The 22,144-nt window shown below is 28.9% G+C and carries 18 protein-coding genes; 15 read left to right on the top strand and 3 right to left on the bottom strand.

All coding sequences use genetic code 11. The features are described from left to right. The first annotated feature begins 93 nt into the window (after window positions 1-93). Entirely contained in the window at window positions 94-726 is a 633-nt protein-coding gene (locus ACQZHJ_RS14345; RefSeq protein WP_430486236.1) for an ABC transporter ATP-binding protein, read from the top strand. A 3-nt stretch (window positions 727-729) separates the two neighbouring features. Then, window positions 730-1,506, top strand: a complete 777-nt coding sequence (locus ACQZHJ_RS14340; protein ID WP_430486235.1) for an ABC transporter permease — start codon at window positions 730-732, stop codon at window positions 1,504-1,506. 30 nt (window positions 1,507-1,536) lie between these two features. Here the strand turns inward: ACQZHJ_RS14340 and ACQZHJ_RS14335 are convergent, their stop codons facing one another. Continuing rightward, window positions 1,537-2,874 carry a peptidoglycan bridge formation glycyltransferase FemA/FemB family protein gene (locus tag ACQZHJ_RS14335; protein WP_430486234.1) on the bottom strand — a complete coding sequence of 446 codons (1,338 nt, stop codon included), beginning with the start codon at window positions 2,872-2,874 and terminating at the stop codon, window positions 1,537-1,539. A 178-nt stretch (window positions 2,875-3,052) separates the two neighbouring features. Then, complete coding sequence (locus tag ACQZHJ_RS14330; RefSeq protein WP_430486233.1) at window positions 3,053-3,730, bottom strand: DUF624 domain-containing protein; 678 nt, start codon at window positions 3,728-3,730, stop codon at window positions 3,053-3,055. 223 nt (window positions 3,731-3,953) lie between these two features. Between ACQZHJ_RS14330 and ACQZHJ_RS14325 the strand changes: the two genes are divergently transcribed. From ACQZHJ_RS14325 to ACQZHJ_RS14285, 9 genes are all read left to right on the top strand, one after another. Beyond that, entirely contained in the window at window positions 3,954-5,690 is a 1,737-nt protein-coding gene (locus tag ACQZHJ_RS14325) for a sensor histidine kinase (protein WP_430486232.1), read from the top strand. Between the two features lie 4 nt (window positions 5,691-5,694). Next, on the top strand, window positions 5,695-7,218 hold the full coding sequence (locus tag ACQZHJ_RS14320) for a response regulator (protein ID WP_430486231.1): 1,524 nt from the start codon (window positions 5,695-5,697) through the stop codon (window positions 7,216-7,218). 235 nt (window positions 7,219-7,453) lie between these two features. Further along, complete coding sequence (locus ACQZHJ_RS14315; RefSeq protein ID WP_430486230.1) at window positions 7,454-7,945, top strand: MogA/MoaB family molybdenum cofactor biosynthesis protein; 492 nt, start codon at window positions 7,454-7,456, stop codon at window positions 7,943-7,945. After that, window positions 7,930-8,691 (top strand): molybdate ABC transporter substrate-binding protein, encoded by a 762-nt coding sequence (gene modA, locus ACQZHJ_RS14310; protein WP_430486229.1) that lies wholly within the window; start codon window positions 7,930-7,932, stop codon window positions 8,689-8,691. Before ACQZHJ_RS14315 ends, modA begins: the two co-directional genes overlap by 16 nt. Window positions 8,692-8,695: 4 nt before the next feature. Continuing rightward, the gene (modB, locus tag ACQZHJ_RS14305) at window positions 8,696-9,352 is read left to right on the top strand and encodes a molybdate ABC transporter permease subunit (protein WP_430486228.1); all 657 of its coding nucleotides are present in this window, start codon (window positions 8,696-8,698) and stop codon (window positions 9,350-9,352) included. Between the two features lie 49 nt (window positions 9,353-9,401). Next, window positions 9,402-9,878 (top strand): cyclic pyranopterin monophosphate synthase MoaC, encoded by a 477-nt coding sequence (moaC, locus tag ACQZHJ_RS14300; protein ID WP_430486227.1) that lies wholly within the window; start codon window positions 9,402-9,404, stop codon window positions 9,876-9,878. Between the two features lie 283 nt (window positions 9,879-10,161). Beyond that, on the top strand, window positions 10,162-11,130 hold the full coding sequence (locus ACQZHJ_RS14295) for an ABC transporter permease (protein WP_430486226.1): 969 nt from the start codon (window positions 10,162-10,164) through the stop codon (window positions 11,128-11,130). A 16-nt stretch (window positions 11,131-11,146) separates the two neighbouring features. Then, a complete protein-coding gene (locus tag ACQZHJ_RS14290) occupies window positions 11,147-12,103 on the top strand; it encodes a carbohydrate ABC transporter permease (RefSeq protein ID WP_430486225.1) in 957 nt (318 codons plus the stop codon). A 112-nt stretch (window positions 12,104-12,215) separates the two neighbouring features. After that, complete coding sequence (locus tag ACQZHJ_RS14285) at window positions 12,216-15,353, top strand: alpha-mannosidase (protein ID WP_430486224.1); 3,138 nt, start codon at window positions 12,216-12,218, stop codon at window positions 15,351-15,353. Window positions 15,354-15,418: 65 nt separating this feature from the next. Here ACQZHJ_RS14285 and ACQZHJ_RS14280 read toward each other — a convergent pair whose 3' ends face one another. Beyond that, window positions 15,419-15,913 carry a DUF308 domain-containing protein gene (locus tag ACQZHJ_RS14280; protein WP_430486223.1) on the bottom strand — a complete coding sequence of 165 codons (495 nt, stop codon included), beginning with the start codon at window positions 15,911-15,913 and terminating at the stop codon, window positions 15,419-15,421. Window positions 15,914-16,288: 375 nt separating this feature from the next. Here ACQZHJ_RS14280 and ACQZHJ_RS14275 point away from each other — a divergent pair, with 375 nt between their 5' ends. The 4 genes from ACQZHJ_RS14275 to ACQZHJ_RS14260 all read left to right on the top strand — a co-directional run bounded on the left by ACQZHJ_RS14275 (window position 16,289) and on the right by ACQZHJ_RS14260 (window position 22,136). Next, the gene (locus tag ACQZHJ_RS14275; RefSeq protein ID WP_430486222.1) at window positions 16,289-17,737 is read left to right on the top strand and encodes an ABC transporter substrate-binding protein; all 1,449 of its coding nucleotides are present in this window, start codon (window positions 16,289-16,291) and stop codon (window positions 17,735-17,737) included. Window positions 17,738-17,898: 161 nt separating this feature from the next. Beyond that, on the top strand, window positions 17,899-18,792 hold the full coding sequence (locus tag ACQZHJ_RS14270; protein ID WP_430486221.1) for an ROK family protein: 894 nt from the start codon (window positions 17,899-17,901) through the stop codon (window positions 18,790-18,792). A gap of 178 nt (window positions 18,793-18,970) precedes the next feature. After that, a complete protein-coding gene (locus ACQZHJ_RS14265) occupies window positions 18,971-19,780 on the top strand; it encodes an AraC family transcriptional regulator (RefSeq protein WP_430486220.1) in 810 nt (269 codons plus the stop codon). Window positions 19,781-19,874: 94 nt separating this feature from the next. Next, window positions 19,875-22,136, top strand: coding sequence for a pyruvate formate lyase family protein (locus ACQZHJ_RS14260; RefSeq protein ID WP_430486219.1), 2,262 nt, complete (start codon window positions 19,875-19,877; stop codon window positions 22,134-22,136). Window positions 22,137-22,144 lie beyond the last annotated feature (8 nt).

The raw sequence follows: 22,144 nt of genomic DNA, 5'->3' as shown, positions 1-22,144 counted from the left end.
GAACGCTTTCTATTATATTATACTATTTATTATTTTAAAATCAAAAGATTAATATACATGAATAATGTGTAAATTAAGCTATAAGGGGAGATTATGATGATTCAATTCAATAATGTAAAGTATAAAGGGATATTATCAGTAAATAGCTTACATATTGAAGAAAAAAAGGTTAATTTTATTGTTGGTAAAAGTGGAGGGGGAAAAAGTACACTTTTAAAGTTATTAAACAAAATTATAAGTCCAGACAATGGAGAAATAACTTATAAGGAAAAAAATATAGAGGAAATAGACTCTGTTGAATTAAGAAAAAAGATAGTTATGGTTCCACAGAATATAATAGTATTTGATGGGAGTGTTAGAGAAAATCTTTTAAAAGGCCTAGAACTTAGGAAAGAAGAGTTTGCAAGTGATGAGGTTATTAAAGAAATATTAGATGTTGTTTGTTTAGAAAAAGACTTAAATGAAAATTCTAGTAAATTATCTGGTGGAGAAAAACAAAGATTAGTTTTAGGACGAGCGTTATTATTAAACTGTGAAGTGCTTATGCTAGATGAGCCTACAGCATCTTTAGATGAAAAAACATCAGAGATACTTATAAAAAACTTAATAGACTTTTCTAAAAAAAGAGGAATTTCTTTAGTTATAATAACTCATAATTTAAAATTAGCAGAGAGATATTCAGAAAGAATCATAGAGGTTGAAAAAGGAAAAAGTATAGGAGAGTAGGTTATGAATAATGATTTTATAGATTTAAACTTATTTCAAATAATGAGTGCATATCTTTTTATTATAATATTATTAGTAATAGTTAAAGTTAAGAAGATAAATAGGGAAAAAGAAATATTAGTAGCATCTATAAGAATGACAATACAATTAATAGCTATGGGGTATGTATTAACTTATCTTTTTGATAATATGAGTCCAATAGCAACAATAATAGTAATAATAGTTATGGAATTCTTTGCGGTTAATAATATAAATAAAAAATGTAAGGTAGAGAACAAGAGGTTAAAAAATATAGTAGTTTATTCAATAATATTAGGTACTGTGAGTAGTCTAGCATATTTCATATTAATAGTTATAAAGCTTCCAACTTGGTATGATCCAAGCTATGTGATACCTTTGGCTGGCATGTTAATAGGAAATTCCATGACGGGTATATCTTTAGGAGTAACAACTTTAATGAATGGTATGGAATCAGAAAGGGATAATATAGAAACTTTATTGATGCTTGGAGTTGCACCTAAGGAAGCTTGTAAGGACTTAGTTAGTAAGGCTTTTGATTCAGCCATATTACCAACTATAAACTCAATGATAGGAATGGGAATTGTATTTTTACCAGGAATGATGACTGGACAGATCTTAGCAGGTATAAATCCTATAACTGCTATAATGTATCAAATAGCTATAATGCTTGGAATAGTAGGAAGTGTTTCATTAAGCGTTATAATATTTGTTCAACAAGGATACAAGACATTTTTCAATGATAAACATCAATTAGTTTAGAACAATAAAAAAAGTGCTTTCGCACTTTTTTTATTGTTTTTTATTCATTATTTTATTTCTTATTTTTTTAAATTGTGGGAAAGCCTTTTTGTACAGAGTATATATTCCATTGTCAATAACTATATCAAACTCTCCTATAAATTCTACGAAATCTCCATTAAATCCTTTTTTGAATTTATAAAGTCCGTATAATGGGTTTTCTGGATTTAAGTCTCCAGAAACTCCTCTAAAGTCATATACATCACAGCCTAAATCAATAGAGTCACAAATCATTGACCATTGCATAGCGAAGTTTGGCATTGTATCTCTTAATATATTTTCTGATGCACCGTAAAGATACCATGCTTTATTTCCATAATAAAGGTATATTGAACCAGAAAGGTATATTTCTTGTCCTTTGAATGGTTCTATATCAGCAATTTTCTTTTTAAAGCCTTCAATTTGTCTTTCAGCTTCTTTCATTCTCTTATCTTGGTCGTTTATTTTCTTCTCAACTCTTGATTTTTTGTCTTCATCTGTTTCAGCTTCGAACTTAACTTGAAGTTCCTCTATCTTCTTAGCAGCTTTAACTTTAGCTTCTTCTTGTTTATTTAATTTTTCTGATAATCTATTAAAGTCATTTTCATAGCTATACTTAACCATGTATAGTCTACAATGAGGGTATAAGAAATCTATCATATCTTTGAAGTACTCTCTATGTCTTACAAGGAAGTTATCTCTCTTACCAGTAGTAACCATGATTTCATGGAATCTATCTAGTACATCTTCATTTAAAGTTTCTTTATCATAAACTTCAACAGATAATCCTCTTTCCTCAGCAACTTTTATGTTATATCTAGTTTTGCTTGAGAATTTTTTAAATACAGCTTTCTTTATATCCATTTTGTCCCCTTCAGTTGGAAGTGGAAGTCTGAATACGAAGTTTGGTTGTATTGCTTCAAAGTTTTTACTATCAGTATTCTTGTAACCTAAGCTCTTTAAGAAGTTCTTTATTTCAGTACCTTCTGAAAGTGCCTCTTCATTTTCTTTTAAATGTATATCTGGATCTATTGTTATAAAGCTTATATTATTCTTTTTAGCAAAATCTCTTAGATATTCAGTAAATTCTATTAATAATTTTTTATTTGTGTAGTCACATGTAAAACTTCTAGGGATGTATCCCATGTATTTATTTATGTATGGAGCTTTTCTTAAAAGAACTGTAGCTGTGATAACAACGTTATTATCATTATCATATCCAGCTATGAATTTTGATTTCCAATCCTTCTTTAATTCAGCCCAATAAGATGTTTGAAATATGTGACCTTTTCTATTAGATTCATTAAATTTATCAATTTCTGATGAATTTATCTCTACAAATTTATACAATTTAGTTTCCTCCTTAAACTTCATCAGTTCTAAACATTACATATATGAAGACATAATAAGTATATTGTAATATGAAATAATTTTCTGTTCAAGTACAACAATGTTATTATATAGGAAACTTGATTGTTTGTGTAAGTTTTACAAAAAAATAAAAGCCAATATATATTGGCTTTAAAATTTAAGATTGTGAACTTTTCTCTTCTAAACTTTCTAAAAGGTTTCTGTTTATAAACATTATTAAATATGAAACAATACTTGCCATAAATATAACTGTTGTTCCTGGGTTAATCTCAAATAGCATTAATGAGAATAAAAATACTATTATATTACCAATAGAGATTAATGGTTTTGAAAATGTTAGAACAACACTAGCTCTTAATATATCCATTGAACTCATAGAGAATCTTGATATTAAAACAAATATATAAGTTGTAGTTAATAATGTTAATGTTATAAGTATAATAAACACGCAACTAAGTGTGAAGCTATATGATACTGTTGAAAATATTCTTAAGTTAAAGCTTAATAAAAATATTAAAATCAATTCACCACACCATATTAAAGTTGATTGTTTCCAGTTGTATTTTAATCCTTTTACAAAATCACTCCATAAATCTAAGTCTTTATATTTTATAAGTTTTCTCATACAATATAGCAAAGCAGTAAAGCTTGCGCCGAAAGGTATTAATGAAATTAAAAATAATGGTAAATAAGTTGTAACATGTCTAAGTCCAACGAACATAAAGAATAAAATTACTGGTATATTTAATATTGAAAAGAAAATATTCAACATTAAGAACCAAAAAATATAATTAAACACTGCAAGTATTTTTTCAAGGTTAAAAAATTCGCCCATATTTATCACTCCATAAAAATTTAATGTAATGGTTTTACTAATTTCTAAGTATAGTTTAAAATAAGAAATGTACAAAAACAATTAAATATGCATGAATTTTATAAGAAACCATAAAAAATACATAAAATCAATAAAATATCATTACTTGATAATCTTTAAAGAGAAGGTTGAATATGATTTAATAAAAAATGACTATGGTAACAAAGGGGAAAAGGGGATTTTGATGAATTTTAGTAAATCTAATCTTTATAGAAGACTATTCTTAACATACACAATAGTGATATTATCTGTTGTTAGTATATTATACGTTTATTTTCTTTCAAAGACTTCAGATGAGGTTAAAAGGAATAATTTATATATCAACGATAAGATATTACAAGATGTAAATGAGAATTTGGAATATAATAGTAATACTTCTAAAACTATTATGAATATACTCTATGAAGATGAATTCAGATTAAATGATGTAATTACGTATTTAAACACAGAGCTAGTAGACTATATAAAAGGTAAATTAGATTATTATAGTGAAAGTGATAAACTTTATTATAATGGTATAGAAAATTTTGTTAGAAGTTCATTTCAGTTAAATAATTACTTAAAGAATATATCTTTTATAAGCTACTCTAGAAATGAAATATCTGTTTTTAACAGAAAAGGTGAAATAAAAACATATCCATTTAATTCTAAGGATCTTTTAGATAAGGGTGAAATGGAAAATATAATTTATGGTAAAAATGAAATTAGTATAAGTAATGAGGTTAGAGATTCAGCTTCTTTAAAATCTGAAGGAATGCTAATAACTACATATGATATAAGTATAATTGGTAACGTTCTTAAAAAATATAAAGATACTGATTCAGAGGTTCTTATATTAAATTCAGAGGGAATGATTTTATATGATTCAAACAATGAATATGAGTATGAATATTATCCATACTTTAATAAGTTAAAGATAGGACATCAACAGGTAACTTTAGAGGATGATTATTATGTTGATATGCTTCCAGATAATAATGGATTAATTTCTTTGGTAAGAATAAAGGCAAGTAATGCAACTAAAATACCTACATTATTTAAAATTTCTGCATTTTTAGTAAGCCTTCTTTTATTTGCAATAGCAGAGTGTATTTTGTATCTTAAGTTTAAAAACTTAAGTAAGAGAATGGATGAGCTTATTTCAGCAATGTCTAAGGTTGAAAAAGGAGATATTGATGTACACATACCTTTAAGTAATGAAAAGGATGAAATAACTTTCATTGCAGATAATTTTAATAAGATGTGTGGAAAGTTAAATGACCATATAAGAAAGAGCTATTTAGCTGAACTTCATCAAAGAGAAGCTGAGATTGTGGCTCTTCAAAATCAAATAAATCCACATTTTCTATATAACACATTAGAGTCTATAAGAATGAAAGCTATATGTAATGGAGATAAGGAAGTGGGTAAGATGCTTTATAGCTTGGCATTCTTATTTAGAAGTCAAGTTAAAGGAAAGCTTATAGTATCTATAGATCAAGAAATTAAATATTGTAATAAATATTTAGAACTTTTTAAATTTAGATATGATGAAAAGTTTAAGTTCAGTATAAACTGCGAAGATGATTTATACGATAAGGGAATAGTAAAATTCACTCTTCAACCTTTAATTGAAAATTACTTCGTTCATGGTATAAGATTAGAGAGAGATGATAATGAACTTAAAATTTATATTTATAAACACTTAGATGACGTCGTGGTAGAGGTCATAGACAATGGTAGGGGAATTCCTAAAGATAAATTAGATGAGATAAATAGAAGAATTAGAGAATGTGATTATTCAGGAAAATCAATAGGAATGCTAAATGTTCATGAGAGAATAAAAATCAAATATGGGGAACCTTATGGGTTAACTGTTACTAGTGAAGAGAACAAGGGAACTAATATGATATTAAAGTTCCCAATGAGAGAGGTGGAGTAGTAATATGTACAAGGTTATGCTAGCAGATGATGAGAATTTAATTTTACAAGGACTTGAGAATATTATTGAGTGGGAGGAATTAGGCTTAGAAATTGTTAATAAGGCAAGTAATGGACAAGAGGCAATAGATAAGTTTAAAGAAAATCCAGTTGATATTGTGGTAACTGATATTAATATGCCACAGGTTACAGGATTAGAGCTATTAAAGGAACTTAAAAAGCTTAGCTCAGATGTTAAGTTTATAATATTAAGTGGGTATGATGATTTCTCATATGCTAAAAAAGCTATAGAGTTAGGTGTTGAGAATTATATATTAAAACCTATAGATGAAGAAGAGTTAGAGAAAACATTAGTTAATACTATTAATAAAATAAATGCAGAAAGAGCTGAAGATAAATCAAGTTTAGGAAAACATAACTTACTTATAAAGCTTATAAAAGGAAAGTTAAGCGAAGAAGAACTTGAGGAAAATAAGGATAGTTTATATATTGATTTAGACTCAAAGATGTACTCATTATGTATGATAAACACTAGAAGTAGATATGATAGTGAAGAGATGTTACATAATATAGTTGATGTTATAAAAGATAATACTCAAAGTAATTTTGAAATAATATATACTTTAGATGAAGAGCTTATATTAATAAATGGATGGAATGAAGAGTTAGATAGAGAAACTATAAAAGGTTACTATGAAAAATTAAAGGATGAAATAATAAACATCCATGGGATAGATGTTTTCTTAAGTGTTGGAGAGCCTGTAGATAATTTAAATAATATAAATGATAGTTATAAAGAGGCTAATAACTTAAAGAAATATGTTCTTACTTTAGGGTATAATAAGTGCATTTCTAAAGAAGATGTTAAAGAAGTTAATGAGAAAAATGTTAATTTTAGTAGCGTTCTAGAAAAATTAAATAAAGAAATTATAGCTAAGGATGCTGATTCAGCTGAAAAGATTATTGAGGAGATAGTTGAGGATAAAAACTTAACTCCAAGAAATATCTATGATTTATCAGTTAAAATTCTTTTCTTATTAGATAAAGTGGTTGAAGAATTTAAGGTTGAAAAGCAATATTCAGGTAATAGTTTAGGAGAAGAGATTGTTGCACTTTGTAGTGAGGACACAAGAGATGATATAAAAGCTCTACTTTGTAGTGAGGTAAGAGAAGTAGTTGAACTTATGCATCCAACAACTATAAAATACAGTCCAGTAATCCAACAAATAATAAGCTATGTGAATGAAAACTATTATGAAGAGGTAAGTCTTAAGACTTTAGCTCAAAAGTACCACATAAATACTTCTTATTTAGGACAGATATTTACTAAAGAGGTTGGGTGTTCCTTCTCTGAGTATTTAAATAGAACTAAAAATATGAAAGCTAAAGAGTTAATATTAAATACAAATATGAAAATTAATGATATAGCTAAGAAGGTTGGATATTTAGATACAAGCTATTTCTATAGAAAATTCAAGAAATATTATGGAGTATGCCCATCAACATTAAGAAACATAAAGAATTATTAGACAGTTAGTATTAAGGGTGCTCTGTGAGCACTCTTTTTTATTGGTTTTTACTTTGTTAAAAATATATTAGTTTTTTATGTGATGGACAATTTAATTTTAAGGAATTACTTTGTACTTATTAGAAAAGTATATATATGTGTGATAATAATCACGTTTTATGGTATATGAGAATGATAAAATTTAAACAATAGTATAAAGAGGAAAAGTATAAATTAATAAAAGGTAGGGTGTTCTTATGTATAGATTAGGCATTATAACAAGTAGTGATAAAGGATATAAAGGGGAAAGAGAAGATAAAAGTGGAGTAGTTATAGCTGAAATAGCTGAGAAATCTGGATTTAAGGTTGAAAAGTATGTTGTTCTTCCAGATGAAAGAGAAATGCTTAGAGATGAGATGATTTTTATGTCTGATGAATTGGGCGTTGATCTTATACTTACTACTGGTGGAACTGGTTTTAGTAAGAGAGATATTACTCCAGAGGCAACAAAGGATGTTATTGAGAGAGAGGCGCTTGGAATACCAGAGGCTATAAGAGCCTATAGCATGACTATAACTAAGAGAGCTATGCTTTCAAGAGCTACAGCAGGAATAAGAAAAGAAACTCTTATAGTTAATATGCCTGGAAGTCCAAAGGCTTGTAAAGAAGTTTTAGATTACATATTAGAAGACTTAAAACATGGTATAGATATTTTAAAGGGGGATGCAAAGGAATGTGCAAGAAAATAGGATTATTTTTAGTTTTTACTATAGCCTTATTAACATTAGTTGGCTGTGGAAATAAGAATGAGGAAACATTAACAGTTAGTATTGCAGCGAGTCTTCAGAAACCAATGGAGCAGATTGCTGAGAATTTTGAAAAAGAGAGTGGTATAAAGATTCAATATAATGTAGGTGGATCAGGTACTTTAAAGAAACAAATAGTAGATGGAGCAGATGTAGATTTGTTTTTATCAGCTAATACTAAGTATGTAGGTGAACTTGAAGAGGCGGGATTGACTTCAAAAGAAGATACATCTAAGCTTTTAACAAATAGTTTAGTGTTAATAGAAGGAAATAGTGTATCTAAAAAAATAAATTCATTAGATGATTTAAAAGAAGTTGATGGAAAGATTGCAATTGGAGAAATTTCAACAGTTCCAGCGGGACAGTATGCTAAGCAGACACTAGACAAATTAGGCTTATATGATGCTGTTAAAGATAAATTAGTTTTTGCTAGAAGTGTTACAAATGTTAAAACTTATGTTGAAAATGGTGAGGCTGATTTTGGATTTGTTTATAAGACTGATGCTATGGATTTAAAGAATAGTAATATAGCATATGAAATACCAAATGAAGATCATAAACCAATAGAATATGAACTTTGTTTATTAAAAAATAGTAAGAAGGTAAAAAGTAGTGAAAAATTTATAGAGTTTCTAAAACGTGAACAGAGTAAAAAGATATTTGTGCAATATGGTTTTGGGGTGAATTAAAGAAATGATATTAGAGGCATTCTTAATATCACTAAAAGTTGTTACTTTAGCAATAATATTTAGTTGTGTATTAAGTATATTGTTAGCTTACTTATTAGTTGAAAGGAATTATAAGTTTAAAAGTTTTATAGAAACTATAATAATATTTCCAATGTTTTTGCCACCTTCTGCTGTAGGGTATATCATATTATTAGTCTTAGGTAAAAGAGGAATAATTGGAGAGGTCTTGTATAATAATTTTGATATAAGTATAATATTCACTTGGATTGGAGCTGTTATAGTTGGGATAGTTGTTTCTATACCTATAATGTATCAAAGTTTAAAAACTTCATTACTTGGAGTAGATTTGGATGTTAAGAATGCAGCAATTGAGATGGGAGCAACTAAATTTAAATTGTATAGGTTAGTAAGTTTGCCACTTTCTAAAAAAGGCATATATACAGGGTTGATATTAGGAATAGCGAGGGTGTTTGGAGAATTTGGAGCAACTATTTTAGTTGCAGGAAATATTCAGGGAAAAACACAAACTGTTCCTATGGCAATGTACTATGCTATAGAAAATGGAGAGTCAGGATTAGCCAATGAAATATTAATACTTATAGTTATAATATCAGTAGTTTTAACATTTTTTTATAATAAAATTTTGAAGAAGTTAAAGTAATCTAACAATCAATTATTCATATATAATCAAGAAGAATGGAGAAAATAATATGGGAAATAAATTAACTCATTTTGATAATAAAGGTAATGCCGTAATGGTAGATGTAAGCAATAAAAATGAAACTGAAAGAGTTGCTATAGCAACAGGAAAGGTGAAGGCTTCAAGTGAAACTATAAAGTTGATAGAAGAAGGGAAAATCGGAAAGGGAGATGTATTAGCGGTTGCAAGAGTTGCAGGAATTATGGCTATGAAAAATACAAGCAATCTTATACCAATGTGTCATCCTATAATGATTACAGGATCAAGTATTGAGTTTGAGGTAGACTCTGAGAATAATGAAATAATAATAAATGCTATGGCAAAACTTGTTGATAAAACTGGAGTTGAAATGGAAGCTCTTACTGGAGTATCAATTGCGGCATTAACAATATATGATATGTGCAAAGCTGTAGATAAAAGAATGGTGATTGGAAACATACATTTAGTGAAAAAAACAGGTGGAAAAAGTGGAGAATTTAATTTTTAATACTGTTTTAAGTGAAATTTTTTCAGTTTTAAGTGGATTTAGTTTAAATTTTTATAAAAATTAATTTTAAAAAAGAGAGTTAGGACAAAGGTTTTAGCTCTCTTTTTATTTTTTTAGTAAACAAATTATATATTAAGTGTACTTTCTATTGATTAGTTATATTGAGCCGATTAGTAATTGAAATTTATACAGTAAAACTAAATATTTTCAACTTTTCCCAAATGCTATAAGGTGTTAATATTTTAATTGTAAGAAACGTTTACAACAAGAGGGGGAAGAAAGTGTGAAGAGTAAAGCAAAAAAGCTTCCTAAAGAGAAGCTTACAATGAAAGATAGAAAAAAACGTTTTAAAAACAATAAAGAGTTATTACTACTTACTATACCAGGAGCAATCTGGTTTTTAGTATTTGCTTACTTACCAATGTTTGGTGTGGTTGTAGCATTTAAGAGATGGAGAATACATGGTGGATTCTTTGAGAGTTTGATGAAGAGTGAATGGGTTGGCTTTGATAACTTCAAATTCTTATTCCAAAGTAGTGATGCTTGGTTAATAACAAAAAATACAGTTTTATACAATCTTGTATTTATAATTTTAGGAATAGTACTTCCAGTAACGTTAGCAATATTATTAAATGAATTAATAAATAAGAAATTAGCTAAGTTTTATCAAAGTAGTATGTTCTTACCTTATTTCTTATCATGGGTTGTTGTAAGTTATTGTTTATATGCATTCTTAAGCCCAGAAAAAGGATATGTTAATGGAATTATAGAATCTATGGGTGGTAAAGGTATTTCATGGTACACAGAACCGAAATATTGGCCATTTATTATAATCTTTATGAGTCAATGGAAAGCAGTTGGATACGGAACAGTTGTTTACTTAGCTTCAATATGTGGTATAGATAAGAGTTACTACGAAGCAGCTATGATTGACGGAGCTAGTAAGTTCCAACAAATAAAATATATAACAGTTCCTTTATTAAAGCCAGTAATGATTATAATGTTCATAACATCAATAGGTGGTATGTTCAGAGGAGACTTAGGTCTGTTCTATCAATTACCTAAAGATTCAGGAGCATTATATCCAGTAACAAACGTAATTGATACTTATGTATATAGAGGTCTTATGAACTTAGGAGATATCGGTATGAGTTCTGCAGCAAGTTTATATCAGTCATTTGTAGGATTAATACTTATTGTAACTTCTAACGCTATAGTAAGAAAAGTAGATGAAGAGAACGCATTCTTCTAGAAAGGTGGTGTAATTTGTGTTAGAAACTATTAAACAAAAAAGATTAAATAAAAAAGCGGAACCAAAAGAGGTACCTAGTAAATTCAATACGGTATCTAAGACAAGCAACGTTTTATTAAATGTTTTATTCGCAGTATTAGCTTTCTTAGCAATAATGCCATTCATATTCGTTATAGCTATATCATTAACTAGTGAGCAATCATTACAGTTAAATGGATATAAGTTTATACCAGAAGAGTGGAGCTTAGAAGCTTACAAATATATATTCTCATCAGGTAGCCAGATTATAACATCATATGGGGTTACTATTACAATAACAATACTTGGTACTTTAATTGGACTAGCAATAATGTCTATGTATGGATATGCTTTATCAAGAAAGAGCTTTGCTTACAGAAAGTTCTTCACAAAAGTTATCTTCGTACCAATGTTATTCTCAGGTGGTATGGTTGCTTCATACCTAGTAGTTACTAGATTCTTAGGATTAAAGAATACAATATGGGCACTGATACTTCCGATGTGTGTAAGTTCATTCCATATAATTATACTTAGAACATTCTTTAAAACTTCAGTACCAGACGCTATCATAGAGTCAGCTAAGATAGATGGAGCATCAGAGTGGAGATTATTCTTAAGAATAGTATTACCAATATCTCTTCCTGGTATTGCAACAATAGGATTATTCTTAACATTAGGATACTGGAACGATTGGTTCAACGCTATGTTATACATCGACGAGCCAAACCTAATACCATTACAGTACCTATTAATCAGATTAGAAAACTCAATGGAGTTCTTAGCAAATAACGCAACATCACTTGGAGCTAATGCTATAGAAGCTACTAAGAACATGCCAAAAGATACTGCTAAGATGGCAATAGTTGTTGTTTCAACTTTACCAATCATATTTGCTTATCCATTCTTCCAAAGATACTTTGTAAATGGATTAACAATAGGAGCAGTTAAAGAGTAATTAAATATAGTCAATTAAATCTTAGAAAGCACCTATAAATCAAATATGTTTTATAGGTGCTTTTATTAAACTTAAAAGTAATACATATTTTTTATATAAGGAGAAAAGAAGTATGAGATTTATATCAGAAAGAATAAGAAAAACTTACGAAGAGATAGGCAGATATGTTTATTCAAATACATTAAACATAGATAATTATAAATTTATTGCAGGAAAATATGACAATATAGATGAAATACAAAATGCTCCAGAAGATGGATGGGTAGATTTTAAAACAGGAGATCTTTGGGGAGAGGAGAGTCATGGATGGTTTAAAGCATCAGTTGTAGTTCCAGAAGAATTTGAGGGACAAACGATAGCTTTAAGTTTTCATACATTCTTAGGAGATTGGGATAATACAACAAATCCTCAGTTTATTCTTTATATAAATGGAGAGCATATTCAAGGATTAGATGTAAATCATCAAGAGACAATATTAACTCATAATGCTAAGGCTGGAGACGTTTATAATATAGATTTACATGCTCATATTGGAAGAATAGAAGGAAAGAAATCAACTTTATATGGTAAGTTAGTTACTATTGATGAAGAAGCAAGAAAATTATACTTCAATTTAAGTGTTCCTCATATAGTAGCAACTAAGTTGCATGAAGAAGATAAGAGAAGAATTGATATGTTAAATGTGTTAAACGACACAATTAACTTAATTGATTTAAGAAGACCTTTTACAAAGGAATACAATGAAAGTTTAAAAATAGCTAACAAATATATAGAAGAGAATTTCTATGATAAAATGTGTGGACATGAAGATATGGTAGCAACTTGTGTTGGACATACTCATATAGATGTAGCTTGGCTTTGGACTGTAGCTCAAACTAGAGAGAAAGTTGCGAGAAGTTTCTCAACAGTATTAAAGCTTATGGAAGAGTATCCAGAGTATATATTCATGTCTTCTCAGCCTCAACTTTATAAATTCTTAAAAGAAGACCATCCAAAGGTTTATGAGAAGGTTAAAGAAAAGGTTAAAGAAGGCGTTTGGGAGCCAGAAGGAGCTATGTGGCTTGAGGCTGACTGTAATGTAACTTCAGGAGAGTCATTAATAAGACAAATCCTTCACGGAAAGAGATTCTTTAAAGAGGAATTCAATGTTGATAATGAAATACTTTGGTTACCAGACGTATTTGGATATTCAGCAGCACTTCCTCAAATATTAAAGAAATCAGATGTAAATTACTTCATGACAACTAAGATTTCATGGAATCAAATAAATAAAATGCCTTATGACACATTTATGTGGAAAGGTATAGATGGAACAGAAATATTAACACACTTTATAACAACAACTTACCCAGACCAAGATCCATTTAAGGAAACAATGACAACTTATTGTGGAAACATTCATCCAGGTTCAATAATGGGTGCATGGAATAGATATCAACAAAAAGATATAAATAATGATGTTTTAGTTGCCTTTGGATTCGGAGATGGTGGTGGTGGAGCTACTTATGAAATGCTTGAAAATGGTAAGAGATTATCAAAAGGAATTCCAGGAGCACCAAAGGTTAAGATTGGTAAGGCAAAAGATTATTTTGAGAAATTAGAAAATACAATTAAAGATAATAGAAAACTTCCTAAGTGGGTTGGGGAGTTATACCTTGAATATCATAGAGGAACTTATACTTCAATGGGAAGAAATAAGAGAGATAACAGAGTATGTGAAAACTTATATACTTCAGCAGAGAAGTTTAACTCAATGGCTATGCTTTTAGGAAAGAATTATCCACTAGCTGATTTAAATGCTGCTTGGGAAACAATACTTTTAAATCAATTCCATGATATTTTACCAGGTTCATCAATAAAAGAAGTTTATGATGTAACTAAGGAAGAATATAAAGAATTAATTGAAAAAGGAAATAATTTCTTAAGCTCAGCTGTAGATAGTATAACATCAGAGATAAACCTAAAAGAGAGAAGTGTTGTTGTATTTAACTCATTAGGATTTGAGAGAGATGATATAGCTACATTTGATGTTCCAGAAGGAATAGAAAACCCTGCTGTTTTAGATGGAGATGAAGAAATACTTTGTCAAAGAATAGAAGATGGAAGTAAGGCTATATTCTTTGCTAAGGGAATACCTGCAAATGGATATAAGAGTTTTGCTATAGTAGAAGCTACTAATGCTTATGAAATCGAGAATGTTTCTTTAAGTGAAAAAGAAGCTGAAAATGAGTTTGTAAGAATTAAGTTCAATGAAGATGGAAATATAGTTTCATTATTTGATAAGAGAGCTGAAAGAGAAGTATTAAAAGAGGGTTCATTAGGTAACCAAATTCAAGCTTTCGAAGATAAACCAATGGAATATAGCAATTGGGATATAGATATTTACTACAAAGAAAAAATGTGGAATGTTGATGATGTTCAAAGTATTGAGGTTGTAGAGGAAGGCCCTGTAAGAAGCACATTAAGAATAGAAAGAAAGTTCTTAGAGTCAACAATAGTTCAAAATATTTATATCTATAGAGATTTAGATAGAATAGATTTTAACTCATATGTAGACTGGAAAGAGCATGAAATTCTATTAAAAGCTTCATTCCCAGTAGAGTTAAATGCTACAGAGGCAACTTATGAAATTCAATATGGTAATGTTAAGAGACCTACTCATAGTAATACATCATGGGATGAAGCAAGATTTGAAGTTTGTGGACAAAAGTGGGCTGACCTTTCAGAAGGAGATTTTGGAGTATCATTATTAAATAATTGTAAGTATGGACATGATATACAAGACGGAGATATGAGACTTACTCTTCTTAAGTCAGGAACACACCCATGGACAGAAACAGATCAAGAAGAGCATTTCTTTACTTATTCTATATATCCACATATGGGTACATGGAAAGATGCTAGCACTGTACAAAAAGCTTATGAACTTAATCAACCTTTATATACTAAAGTTTGTGAGAAAAATCAAGGTGAGTTAGTTGATACTTTAGGATTAGTAAAAGTGAATAAAGAAAATGTTATGATTGAGGTTATAAAGAAGGCTGAAGATACAGATCATTTAATAGTTAGAATGTATGAATTCTTTAATAGTAGAACTAATACAACTTTAGAATTCTCAAGAGAAATAGAAGAAGCATTTGAGTGTAATTTAATGGAGAGAGATTTAGAAGAGGCTAGTTTTGAAGGAAATAAATTAGACTTCACAATAAATCCATTTGAAATAAAAACATTCAAAGTAAAGTTAAAATAATATAGATAATTCTTGAAAAGCTATAAAATAAAAAAAACATGAGGTAATCCTCATGTTTTTTTCTTTTATAGTTTGAAACCAAGATATATTTCAAATATAGCAACAATTATGAAGTTAATTCCTATTATAAATGGTGTTGCTATTAAGAATGAAATTGGTTCAAATAATACTAATATACCTAAAATTATTAATAATACAGCATAAAGAGTTGCCATATTAAATCCAAAGCTCTTATATTGGATTTCTCCAACTATTACAAATATACCTTTTACTAAAGCCCAAGCGCCATAGAATATTACTAAAGTTGCTACTGTTGAGATTGGTGAGAAGCATAATAGTAATCCAAATAAAATGTTGATTATACCACTAAATATAACCCAACCTTTTCTTGTTGTTTTTGGTGCTCTTATTAATGTAAATATACCTGATGCTATTATTAATATACCGATTATAATGCTTAATGAAAGTAATGAATCTATAGGGCTTGTAAAAAATAATATTCCTACTATAGCCATTAAGATACCTTCTAGAAAACAAATTGCCTTAGCTTTTTTTTCCATTGTTATCACTCCTTTTATACATATCATTTGCAAAAATATAATATATATAGGATGATATCACTTGTTTTAAATTTGTTCATATTTAAAGTTTTGTCAAATTACAAGAAAATATAGGATTATATTAGCAAATTAAAAACAAATTAGAAAAATAACTAAAAATATCTACATAATAAATCGTAATAACAATTAATATATTAAAATAACATGAAAAAAGACAAAAAAATATATGGAAGTGTAAAAATTGTACATAGAGAATGTCAAATAAATATAAAAAATCTCCACTATGAAAATGTTTAAATAGACTATATAATAAACATGTAAACGATGTTAGGGGATTTTTTGAAGACACTAAGGTTTAAGAGGGAGGAAAACGAAATGTTAAAATTTAAAAAACTAATAGCTTTAACAGCATGTGCAATGCTTACTACTTCAGTGGTATTAACAGGTTGTGGATCAGACAAAACAGCTAATGCTGGTGAGGGAGAAACAGTAAATCTTACTTGGTATACAATTGGACAAACACCAAAAGATTTAGAAATGGTTCAAGAAAAAGCAAATGAATACTTAAAAGACAAAATAAACGCTACAATTGATATGAAATTTATCGATTATGGTGATTATACTCAAAAAATGGGAGTTATAATCAACTCAGGTGAGCCATATGATTTAGCATTCACTTGTTCATGGGCTAACCCATACTTAGAAAATGCTAGAAAAGGAGCTTTCTTAGAGCTTGATGATTTAATAGAGTCAAAAGGACAAGATATGAAGAAAGCTATTGATGAAAGATTCTGGGAAGGTGCTAAAATAGATGGTAAAACATATGCGATTCCAAACCAAAAAGAAATCGGAGTTGCACCTATGTGGGTATTCACTAAAGAATATGTTGATAAATACAACATACCATACCAAGATATCCATAGCTTAGAAGATTTAGAGCCATGGTTAAAAGTTATAAAAGAAAATGAGCCAAACGTTACACCTTTATATATAACTAAAGGATTCTCAGCTCCAACTTACTTCGATCAATTAGTAGATCCAGTAGGAGTTGAATATGGAGACGAGAGCTTAACAGTAAAGAATATGTTTGAAACTGATAAAATGAAGAGCGAGTTAGAAACTTTACAAAAGTACTATAACGAAGGATATATAAACAAGGATTCAGCTACTGCTAAAGATGATAAATCAGTTAAGAGATTTGTAACTAAAGCTGATGGACAACCTTATGCTGAAGGATTATGGTCAAAAGATTTAGGATACGAAGTAGTTGCTTCTCCAATAATGGATACTCATATCACAAATGGTTCAACTACAGGTTCTATGATAGCTGTTTCTAAGACTTCAGAGCACCCAGAAAAAGCTGTAGAATTCTTAAATTTATTAAATACTGATGAATACTTAAGAAACTTACTTAACTATGGTATAGAAGGAACTCACTATGAAAAAACTGGTGATACTCAAATTAAATTAACTGATAAAGCTAAAGACTACTCAGTTGGATACTATACTTTAGGTAACTTATTCATAACTTATACTTTAGATAATGAGCCTGTTGATAAGTGGAAAGAGTTCGCAGCATTCAACGATGCTTCTGTAGAATCACCTGCTTTAGGATTTAAGTTTAATACTGAAAAAGTAAGTAGCCAAATTGCTGCAATAAACAACGTTCTTGAAGAGTTTAAAGCTACTATCTATAGTGGATCAGTAAATGAAGCTGAATACTTAGATAAGATGAATAAGAAATTAAAAGAAGTTGGACTTGACGAAGTTATCTCAGAAATGCAAAGTCAAATGGATGCTTGGAAAGCAGAAAACGGAAAATAATATAACTTTAAATAAGTGTAAACTCTATGCATAGCATAGAGTTTACTTTTATCAAAATAGGGTTAATAAATCGGAAATATACAAATATAAATAAAATGAAAGTATTCTTACATAATCTAAGAGAATAGATTATCAATTATGTATAATAGGGGGAGTTTAAAGTGAAAAAATATGTTGTTATTGATATCGGTGGTTCAAGTATAAAACATGCTTTAATGAATGAAAATGGAGATGTTTTAGAAAAAGGAAGCGTAAAGACAGAAGGCAATGACATAAATTTATTTATAGAATCAATAGGAAAAGTTGTTGATGCATACAAAGAAAATAATGAAATTTTTGGACTAGCTTGTAGTTCACCAGGAGCAGTAGATGTTAAAACAGGATTTGTTGGTGGAGGAAGTGCAGTACCATGTATTCATGGACCAAATATAAAAGAACTTTTAGAAAAAAGATGTGATTTAAAAGTTTCTATAGAAAATGATGCAAATTGTGCTGGTTTAGCTGAAGGTTGGATTGGTGCAGCTAAAGATGTAGAAAACTATGCTTGTGTTGTAGTAGGAACAGGTATAGGAGGGTGTATCGTAGTTAATGGAGGAATTCTAAGAGGAAAACACCTTCATGGAGGAGAATTCGGATATATGTTCACTAGAGATAGTGAAGGATTAACTGATAGAATTTGGAGTGAAGTTGCTTCAACAAATGCTTTAGTTACAAGAGTCTCTAAGCTTAAAGGAATAGAGAAATCAGACCTTGATGGAAAGAAAGTATTTGAAATGGCTGAGTCTGGAGATGAAGAAGTTAATGCAGAGATAGAGTCATGGTATATGGATTTAGCAAGAGGAATGTATAACCTTCAATATATAATTGATCCAGAAAAAATTGTTGTTGGAGGAGCTATAAGTGCTAGAGAAGGCTTTGACAAAAAGATAAATGAAAAACTTGCTTTATTAAAAAGTGATATAGCTACTTTAGATATAAAAGTAGAAAAGTGTGAGTTTGAGAATGATTCAAATTTAATAGGAGCTTTATATCATTTCTTATATGTTAGTAAATAATATAAATTAAGTTAAAAGGGCTGTATTAAAGTCACTTTAAATAAAACTTATAAATATATTTTGAGGATTATTATAGTATTTGACCCTTGCAATTTTATTCTCCTTATATTTTTATAAATTTATTTTATTAGTGTTTTAATACAGCCTATTTTATTGTGTAGTAAGGGAGAAGGATTTTATGAAGGTTCTTAAATTTTTAGAGTTTTGCAATGATAAGAATAATGTTCATATGGCGGACTTGGTTTTGAGTAAAAATGAATATACAACGTTACATAGTCATGATTTTTATGAGATTTTTGTGGTTATTAAGGGTGAGTTTAGACATAATTATAATGGTACTTTTGAGGTTATTAAAGAAGGACAATTTAAAATAATAAAGCCAGAAGATGAACATTTTTTTATAGGTAAGGGTATTAATAATATACTTAGAAACATAGCAGTACATAGAGATTATTTTTTTAATATTACCCTTGAATCATGGATAGATGAACAAAAGTATAATTCAGTATATTCATTAAATGAGGTTGTTATTAAGAGTTTTAATTATAAAAGCAATATGATGATAAATGCAGAAAAAGAAAGTAGACGATATATAGTTGAGAGTTTGTTTAGTGATCTTATGATAAATATTTTCTTAGATGTGTCTTCAGATGAAAGAATACCATTATGGCTTAGAAAAGCTTATGAAAATATGAAAGTTAAAGAAAACTTTTTAGGGGGAATTAAAAGGTTTGTTTTATTAAGTGGAAAAACTCAAGAACATTTAACAAGAGAACTAAAAAAGTATTATGGAGTAAGTCCATCTGAGTACATAAATTCATTAAGACTAAACGAGGCTACAAAGCTTCTAGTACAATGTGATTCACCTATTATTGATATAATTTTTAATTGTGGATTCAATAATATTGGATATTTTAATAGGATTTTTAAAAGTCGTTATGGTATAACTCCAAGAGAGTATAGAAAGCTTAATAAAAAACTTTTTTAAATCAATATAGTATATATTTAATCAACATATGGGAAGAATGAGATATACCTAAAATTTATAATATAAGTATAGATTTTTAGGGAGGCGTAAAGCTATGAGATTTAATGAGAGATTATTTGAGAGAGAATTAGCTTTTACAAAAGCATATAGAGAGAATATAGATAAAGATAAAGCAATTAGAGAAGCTGAGTGTATAAAAGTTCAGTTTGAAGGTATATTCAAAGAGGTGCAAGAAGGAGATCTTTTTGCAGGTAGATATAGAAATACAGCTATAGGATATTTTCCGCTTATGATAGGTGGCGGAGTAGAAGATGGTTTTGATAAGACTTGTTATTGTGTAGATTTTAAGCGATGTTATGGGATTTTAGAAGAAATAAAAAATGATGATTCATATAGTGAAGAGTATGCAAATGAAGTTTTGGAAGCAATAAAGTTTTGGGAAGATAAAAATACAAACTTTAAAATAAGAGAAGCTTTTGATGCTGATATGAATAAAGGATTAACTGATGATGAGTGGGGAACTGCAATTGGAGCTGCATATCCTTTATATAGGATAGCAGGAGCACACTTAGATTATAAAAAACTTCTTAAGTATGGATTAGTAGGATTAATAGAATTAATTCAAAGCAAAAAAACTGAAAAAACTGAAAGTGTAGAGTTATATGAAGGAATGATTATGGCTTTAGAAGCCTTAAGAAATGTTTGTACTGCATACTCAGAATATATGGATGAAAAAATAAATGAGTGTAGAGATGAAAGTAAACTAGCTGATTACAAGAGAATAAAAGAATCTTTAATTAAGGTTAGGGATAATAAAGCAGAAACTTTACATGAGGCTATTCAGCTTATAAATCTTTATGCTATTGCAGCTAATGCAACAGAACTTGCTAGAATAGATACTTATTTAGGCGAGTTCTATATTAGAGACTTAGAAAATGGAACTATTGATAGAGAAGATGCTATAAGATATGTTGACTCATTCTTTAGACTTATATCAGAAAATTTATGTAGAGATACAAGAGCTATTATTGGAGGATTGGGAAGAGAAGACGAGAAAATTGCTGATGAATTTGCATTAGTAGTAATTGAGGTCATTGAAAGAAGATTTATGACATATCCTCAAGTAAGTTTAAGATATTATAAAGGTATGGATGAAAGAGTTTATAATAAGGCTTTAGATGTGCTTGGAATGGGTAGAACTTTCCCTATTCTTTATAATGATGATGTAAATGTTGAGTCAGTTATGAATGCTATGGATGTTCCAAGAGAAGCTGCAGAGCAATATGGATTCTTTGGATGTGGAGAGTATATGATAGCTAATAAAAGTATAGGAACTCCAAATACACTTATAAACATGCCTAAGATATTAGAAGTAACTTTAAATAATGGAGTTGATCCAATTACTAAAGAGGAGATTGGATTAAAAACTGGAGAAATAACTGATGATTTAACTTTTGAAGAGTTATTTGAAAGATATAAGAAACAAGCAGACTTCTTTGTAGACCAGTGTGGTAAATTACAAGATTTAGTTTATAAGAAGTGTAATGAGGATAGTTCATTCTTATTATTAAGCATACTTCATGATGATTGTATAGAAAAAGGAAAAGCAATTTTTGATGGTGGATTATATCATCTTGGTGGAACATTAGAGACTTATGGAAATATAACAACTTCAGATAGTTTCACTGCTATTAAAGAATTAGTTTATGATAAAAAAGTATTTACTTTAACTAAATTAGTTGAGATGATGGCTTGTAACTTTGATGGCTATGAAAATGAAAGAAAGCTATTAATTGAGGCAGAAAAGTATGGAAATGATTATGACCAAGCTGATGAAATTGCAGTTAGAGTTCATGAGCATATTTGTAATAGTATAAGAAATCAAAGAAATAAGACAGATTTAGATTCTCTTTTAGTTGTTATGATAAATAATAATATGAACGTACTTTTAGGAAAATCAACTGGAGCAACTCCTGATGGAAGAAAAGCTGGAGAATTCTTATCAAATGGAAATGCAGCCTATTCAGGAATGGATAAAGAGGGAATAACTGCTCTTATAAATTCCTTAGTAAAATTAGATACTAAGATTCATGCAGGGGCAAATCATAACCTTAAGTTTTCAGGAGAATTCTTTAATGATAACAGAGAAACTTTTAAATGTTTATTAGAAACTTTCTTTGATATGGGGGGACAACAAACTAACCTTTCAGTATTAAGTCAAAAGGATTTAGAAGATGCTTTAGTAAATCCAGAAAAACATGAGAATTTAATTGTGCGTGTTGGCGGATTTACAGCAAGATTTATAGATCTTGATAGAGATACACAATTAGAAATAATGAAGCGTACAGCATACTAGGGGTGAGT

It is taken from the genome of Clostridium sp. B9, assembly GCF_050509515.1.
In the GTDB taxonomy this organism is placed as follows: domain Bacteria; phylum Bacillota; class Clostridia; order Clostridiales; family Clostridiaceae; genus Sarcina.
This window is presented reverse-complemented; position numbering and strand designations above follow the sequence as displayed.